The organism is Amycolatopsis sp. NPDC059027, assembly GCF_042739735.1.
Taxonomy (GTDB): Bacteria; Actinomycetota; Actinomycetes; order Mycobacteriales; family Pseudonocardiaceae; genus Amycolatopsis.
Map to the genome: position 1 here is coordinate 34,438 of NZ_JBHYIK010000079.1, position 6,546 is coordinate 40,983.

General features: G+C 69.5%; 7 protein-coding genes. 4 read left to right on the plus strand and 3 right to left on the minus strand.

Features of this window, described 5'->3' with window-relative positions; all coding sequences use genetic code 11:
- Window positions 1–143: 143 nt before the first annotated feature.
- The 3 genes from trpD to ACFWY9_RS37835 all read right to left on the minus strand — a co-directional run bounded on the left by trpD (window position 144) and on the right by ACFWY9_RS37835 (window position 2,091).
- Window positions 144–1,196, minus strand: coding sequence for an anthranilate phosphoribosyltransferase (gene trpD / locus ACFWY9_RS37825; protein WP_378331419.1), 1,053 nt, complete (start codon window positions 1,194–1,196; stop codon window positions 144–146).
- An 8-nt stretch (window positions 1,197–1,204) separates the two neighbouring features.
- On the minus strand, window positions 1,205–1,600 hold the full coding sequence (locus tag ACFWY9_RS37830; protein WP_378331434.1) for a hypothetical protein: 396 nt from the start codon (window positions 1,598–1,600) through the stop codon (window positions 1,205–1,207).
- 65 nt (window positions 1,601–1,665) lie between these two features.
- Window positions 1,666–2,091, minus strand: a complete 426-nt coding sequence (locus ACFWY9_RS37835) for a ribonuclease E inhibitor RraB (protein ID WP_378331418.1) — start codon at window positions 2,089–2,091, stop codon at window positions 1,666–1,668.
- Window positions 2,092–2,186: 95 nt separating this feature from the next.
- Here ACFWY9_RS37835 and ACFWY9_RS37840 point away from each other — a divergent pair, with 95 nt between their 5' ends.
- From ACFWY9_RS37840 to ACFWY9_RS37855, 4 genes are all read left to right on the plus strand, one after another.
- Window positions 2,187–2,810, plus strand: a complete 624-nt coding sequence (locus ACFWY9_RS37840; protein ID WP_378331417.1) for a heme-copper oxidase subunit III — start codon at window positions 2,187–2,189, stop codon at window positions 2,808–2,810.
- 61 nt (window positions 2,811–2,871) lie between these two features.
- Window positions 2,872–3,690 (plus strand): c-type cytochrome, encoded by an 819-nt coding sequence (locus ACFWY9_RS37845; protein ID WP_378331416.1) that lies wholly within the window; start codon window positions 2,872–2,874, stop codon window positions 3,688–3,690.
- A complete protein-coding gene (locus tag ACFWY9_RS37850) occupies window positions 3,687–4,823 on the plus strand; it encodes a ubiquinol-cytochrome c reductase iron-sulfur subunit (RefSeq protein ID WP_378331415.1) in 1,137 nt (378 codons plus the stop codon). Before ACFWY9_RS37845 ends, ACFWY9_RS37850 begins: the two co-directional genes overlap by 4 nt.
- Window positions 4,820–6,466, plus strand: coding sequence for a cytochrome bc complex cytochrome b subunit (locus ACFWY9_RS37855; RefSeq protein ID WP_378331414.1), 1,647 nt, complete (start codon window positions 4,820–4,822; stop codon window positions 6,464–6,466). Before ACFWY9_RS37850 ends, ACFWY9_RS37855 begins: the two co-directional genes overlap by 4 nt.
- The last annotated feature ends 80 nt before the right edge of the window (window positions 6,467–6,546 follow it).

A 6,546-nucleotide genomic window follows, 5' to 3' on the forward strand; every position in this document is an offset into this window, starting at 1 on the left:
CCGCGCGCGTGGGGGCGGGCCACGCCCCCCGGCCGGCGCGCCGGCGGGGCCGCGGGCGGGTGGGGGCGCGCGGCGCCCGGCGGTCGCACCCCCCCCCCCCCTTCAGCACAGCGCGCGGAATATGTCCGATGTGGACGGTCGGGTCAGGAGCGGGCCTTGGCGGAGAAGGTGATCCAGCGGTCCAGCAGGGCCGCGGCGGCGCCGGTGTCGATGGCCTCGGCACCGCGGGCCAGCCCGGCGGCGATGTCGTCCTCGAGCGAGCCGGTGAAGCCGGTGAACGCGGCGAGCGCGGCGGCGGCGTTGATCAGCACGGCGTCCCGTACCGGGCCGGTCTTGCCGTTGACGAGGTCGCGGACGACGCGTGCGTTGGCCTCGGCGTCGCCCCCGCGCAGGTCCTCGGTCGTGGCACGGGGGATCCCGACCGCGGCCGGGTCGAAGGCACGCTCGGTCACCTGGCCGCCCGAGACGACCCACACCGAGGACGTCGTGGTGGTGGTGATCTCGTCGAGACCGTCGTCACCCCGCACGACCAGCACGGACGCGCCGCGGCGGGCGAAGACCTCGGCGAGTACCCGGGTCTTGTCCGGATAGGCGCAGCCGATCAGCGCGCTTTCCGGCTGTGCCGGGTTGGTCAGCGGGCCGAGCAGGTTGAACGTCGTGGGCACGCCGAGCTGGCTTCGCACCGGGCCCGCGTGCCGCAGCGCCGGGTGGAACGCCGGGGCGAAACAGAACCCGATGCCCACTTCGGCGAGGCTCTGCCGGACACCCTCGGGCGGCAGGTCGATCGCGACGCCGAGCGACTCCAGCACGTCGGCGGCGCCCGACTTCGACGAGGCGCTGCGGTTGCCGTGCTTGACCACCGGCGCGCCCGCGGCGGCCGTGACGAGCGTCGCCATCGTGGAGATGTTCACCGAGTTCGACCGGTCACCGCCGGTGCCGACGATGTCCACCGCCGGGCCCTCGATCCGCACCCGGTGCGCGTGCGCCAGCATCGCCTCGGCCATACCGGAGATCTCGGCCGGGGTCTCGCCCTTGGCCCGCAGGGCGACGGCGAACCCGGCGATCTGCGCGGGCGTGGCGGCACCGGACATGATCTGGTCCATCGCCCACGCGGTGTCGTCCTCGGTGAGGTCGGTGCGCGCGATCAGCTGGTTGAGCAGCAAAGGCCAGGTGCGGGGGACAGGGGTGTCGCTCATGAGGGGGGTCAGCCGTTGACGGCGGGCACCCGGCGCGCGCGCAGCACGTCGGCCACCGTCTCCGCGGCGGTCAGCGGGTCGAGCGGGTGCACGAGGACGGCGTCCGCGCGCGACCACGTCGCCAGCCAGCGGTCGTCCTTGCGCCGCACGGAGATCACCACGGGCGGACAGTCGGTGATCTCGCTCTTGAGCTGGCGGCACAGCCCGATGCCGCCGGTCGGCTGCGCCTCGCCGTCCAGGATGGCCAGGTCGACCTCGCCGGCGTCCATCTCGCTGAGCACGTCCGCGATCCCGGAGACCTCGACGTAGTCCACCCGCCCGAGGTCGGCGGCGGGGCGGCGGCCGATCGCGTTGACGATCGCCTCGCGTACCTCCGCCTTGTGGCTGAACACCAGGATCCGCATAGTCGGCACGCCTCCAGCTCGTCTCGTCACCGTGGACCCCGCGATCGTATCCGGCATGACCGACATCACGCGGGCGCGGTCGGCGACTCACCCGGTTGCCGGGCGTCCCAGCCCAGCGAGTCGCCGCCGAGCCGCTGGGCCAGCCCCGCCATCCGTGAGCGTTCCTGCGCGCAGTGCAGCGCGTCGAGGACCTGGACACGCTGTGCCTCGACCCGGACGACGCCGTCGGTTTCGGACCGTTCGCGCAGGTCCCAGCCGTCCTGGGCGAGGATCGACGCCGCGTCGGCGACCCGCTCACGAGGCAGGGTGAGATGGTGCCGCAACACCGCCTGCGCGTCGGGTACCCAGCCGGGTGAACGGGCGAGCACGGCGGAGTCCGCCTCGGCCGGGTCGAAGGCCTCCGCGACGATCTCCAGCCCGGGCGTGTCCGGGGTCAGCGCGGGGCTTTCCCGCTTTCCCAGCAGGTCACGCAGCACGTTCAGGAAACTCATGAGTAGCTCTCACCTTCGGCGGGGGTCGATGTGATCGGATCCGCACGCGACCCGCCGCGGACCCGAAGGGCGGGGTGCCGGTGCGAGAGGACATAATGCGACGCGTGACAACGGCAGCTCCCACCATCAGTCAGCGGGTCCACTCGCTGAACCGGCCGAACATGGTCAGTGTCGGCACCATCGTGTGGCTGTCCAGCGAGCTGATGTTCTTCGCCGGACTGTTCGCGATGTTCTTCACCGTCAAGGCGCAGAACTCCTCCGGCCACTGGCCGCCGCCGCTGCACGGTGAGCCCTTCCACCTCAACGTCGGGTACGCGATCCCGTTCACGGTGATCCTCGTGCTGTCCTCGTTGACCTGCCAGTTCGGCGTGTTCGCCGCCGAGCGTGGCGACGTCTTCGGGCTGCGCCGCTGGTACATCGTCACGTTGATCATGGGCGCGATCTTCGTCGGCGGCCAGGGCAACGAGTACCTGAACCTGATCGACGAGGGGCTGACGATCCCGTCGGGCCCGTTCGGCACGGTGTTCTACCTGGCGACCGGGTTCCACGGCCTGCACGTGATCGGCGGTCTCATCGCCTTCGTGTACCTGCTCATCAGGACCAAGCTGAGCAAGTTCACGCCGGCGCAGGCCACCTCCGCGATCGTCGTGTCGTACTACTGGCATTTCGTCGACATCGTGTGGGTCGGCCTCTTCGCGGTGATCTACATCATTCCCTGATCCCGCTCCGCCGCCACCACGTTCACTATCGGCCTGAACTGACAGCAAGGGTTGCCGCAAGATGACCACCAGCAAGAAGTCCTCGGAGCGCCGCTACCGCGCGCGGTCGAAGCTGCGGAGGCGGTTCGCCGGCCTGCTCGCACTCGGTGTCGCGCTGGTGGGAGCGGGCGCGCTGTACGCCGTGTTCGCCCCCGAGCCGCAGACCGCGACAGCGCAGGGCGACCCGGCCCTGCTGCGCCAGGGCGAGCAGGTCTACAACAACACCTGCATCGAGTGCCACGGCGCGAACCTCGAGGGTGTCAAGGACCGCGGCCCGAGCCTGATCGGCATCGGCGACGCCGCGGTCTACTTCCAGACCTCGTCGGGCCGCATGCCCGCCGTCCGCCAGGAGGCGCAGGCCGCGCGGAAGCCGCCGAAGCTGTCGGAGAGCGAGATCGACGCGGTCGGCGCCTACATCCAGGCGCACGGCGGCGGTGTCCAGCGCCCCGCGGAACGCGGTGAGGCGCTGCGCGGCAGCGACCCGGCGCGCGGTGGCGAGCTGTTCCGCCTCAACTGCGCGTCCTGCCACAACTTCACCGGCCGCGGCGGTGCCCTCTCGGCGGGCAAGTACGCGCCGAACCTGGACCCGGCCACCGAAGAGCAGATCTACGACGCGATGCTCACGGGGCCGCAGAACATGCCGAAGTTCTCCGACCGGCAGCTCTCGCCGGAGGAGAAGAAGGACATCGTGGCCTACGTCAAGTCCGTGTCCGACGGCAACAACAACCCTGGCGGTAACAGCCTCGGCGGGTTCGGCCCCGCATCCGAGGGCCTGATCGCCTTCATCGTCGGGATCGCCGCGCTGGTCGGCGTGACGTTGTGGATTGGATCGAAGGCATGAGTGCCGAGGAGGGGCCGAAGCCGCCGACGGAGGCGGAACTGGCTGAAATGGACCGCGACCAGCTGCTCGAGCTGGGCGGCAAGCTGGACGGCGTCGAGATCATCGACTACCCGGAGCCGTGGCCGGTCAAGGGGACCCGCGCCGAGCGCAGGGCCGAGCGCCTGGTGGCGTTCTGGTTCGTGCTCTCCGCGCTGGCCGGGCTGGCGTTCGTGGTCTCGCTCATCTGGTGGCCGTGGCAGTACAAGGAACCCAACGACGAGCACGCCGCGTTCCTCTACAGCCTGTACACGCCGTTCCTCGGGATCACGCTCGGTGTCGCGATCCTCGGGCTCGGCATCGGTGTGCTGCTCTACACCAAGAAGTTCATCCCGGCCGAGACCACGGTCCAGGAGCGCGGCGACGGCGGGTCGAAGGAGATCGACAAGGCGACGATCCTCGCCCAGCTCGCCGACGCCGGGAACCGCAGCACCATCGCCCGCCGCTCGCTGATCAAGCGGGCCGCCGGCGCGGGTGCCGGTGCGCTGGGCCTGGCGGCCGCGGCGCTGCCGGTGGCGTCCTTCATCAAGGACCCGTGGAAGAACTCCGACAACAAGGACTCGCTGTGGCACACCGGCTGGCAGCCGGCGCACCCCGGTGAGAAGGTCTACCTGCGCCGCAACACCGGCAAGCCCGAGGAGATCGTGCTGGTCAAGGCCGAGGACCTCGACGCGGGCGCGATGGAGACGGTGTTCCCGTTCCGCGAGTCCGAGCGGCACGACGAGCACGCGCTGTCCCAGGCGTTCAAGCGCTCGGACAACCCGGTCATGCTGATCCGCCTGCGCCCGACCGACGCCGCCCGCGTGGTCAAGCGCGAGGGCCAGGAGGACTTCAACTTCGGTGACCTGTACGCGTACACGAAGATCTGCAGCCACGTCGGCTGCCCGACTTCGCTGTACGAGCAGCGGACCAACCGGATCCTCTGCCCGTGCCACCAGTCCCAGTTCGACGCGCTCCACTACGGCAAGCCGATTTTCGGTCCGGCGACCAGGCCGCTTGCCCAGCTGCCCATCACAGTGGACGATCAGGGTTACCTGTACGCGCGCGGTGACTTCATCGAGCCGGTCGGGCCGGCATTTTGGGAGCGCAAGTCATGAGTTCACTGACCACGCCGACGAAGGGCACGAGCCTGCTCGAGCAGAAGGTGGGCGAAGCGGCGAAGAACGCCGACGACCGCTTTCACATGGCCAAGGGCCTGCGGCACCAGTTCAACAAGGTGTTCCCGACCCACTGGTCCTTCCTGCTGGGCGAGATCGCGCTCTACAGCTTCATCATCCTGCTGCTCTCGGGTGTCTACCTGACGCTGTTCTTCGACCCCTCCATGCAGGAGGTCGTCTACCACGGCAGCTTCAAGAACCTGCAGGGCGTCGAGATGTCCCGCGCGTTCGCCACGACGCTGGACATCTCCTTCGACGTCCGCGGCGGGCTGTTCGTGCGGCAGCTGCACCACTGGGCCGCGCTGATCTTCGTCGCCTCGATGATGGTCCACATGCTCCGGATCTTCTTCACCGGCGCGTTCCGACGCCCGCGTGAGGCGAACTGGATGATCGGTGGCCTGCTGCTGATCCTGGGCATGTTCGAGGGCTTCTTCGGCTACTCGCTGCCGGACGACCTGCTCTCGGGCACCGGTATCCGCGCGACGCTGTCGGGCATCGTGCTGTCGGTGCCGGTGATGGGCACCTGGCTGCACTGGGCGCTGTTCGGCGGGGAGTTCCCCGGCGACGTGATCATCCCGCGCCTGTACACGATCCACATCCTGCTGCTGCCGGGCATCATGCTCGCGCTGGTCGGCGCGCACCTGGCGCTGGTCTGGTACCAGAAGCACACGCAGTTCCCCGGTGTGCGCCGCAAGGAGACCAACGTCGTCGGCGTCCGCATCCTGCCGGTGTTCGCGCTCAAGGGCGGTGCGTTCTTCGCGCTGGTCGTCGGTGTGCTCGCGCTGATGTCGGGCATCTTCCAGATCAACCCGATCTGGAACATCGGCCCGTACAACCCGGCGCAGGTGTCCGCGGGTTCGCAGCCGGACTGGTACATGGCATGGGCCGACGGCATGCTGCGGATCTGGCCCGCGTGGGAGGTCTACCTCGGGAAGTACACGATCCCGGCGGTGTTCTTCCCCGGCGCCATCGGGATGCCGCTGCTGATCGGCCTGTTGCTGGCGTATCCGATCATCGAGCGGAAGCTGTCGAAGGACAACGCGCACCACAACCTGCTGCAGCGGCCGCGGGACACCCCGGTCCGCACCGCGCTGGGCATGATGGCGCTCGGTTTCTTCATGGTCATCGAGCTGTCCGGGTTCAACGACATCATCGCCGACCAGTTCGACATCTCGCTGAACGCCACGACGTGGGCGGGCCGGATCGGCGTCCTGATCGTGCCGCCGATCGCCTACTACGTGACGTACCGGATCTGCCTCGGCCTGCAGCGGGCCGACCGCGAGGTGCTCGAGCACGGTGTCGAGACCGGCATCATCAAGCGGCTGCCGCACGGTGAGTTCATCGAGATCCACCAGCCGCTGGGCGGTGTGGACGACCACGGCCACGCGATCCCGCTGGAGTACCAGGGCGCGTCGGTGCCGAAGAAGATGAACAAGCTCGGGTCCGCGGGACACGCCGTCCCCGGCTCGATCTGGTCGCCGGACCCGGCGGAGGAGTCCGCGGCCCTGGACCGGGCCCGCGGCAACGGCCACGGTGCGCACGAACTGGAGTCCTCGGAGTCCTCGAAGACCCCCGGTCACTGATTCGCCGGAACTGCCGTTAAGGCCACCTTGCGGGCGTCAGACGCCCGGCAGGTGGGCGTTACCGGATTCTTGGGCCTGGG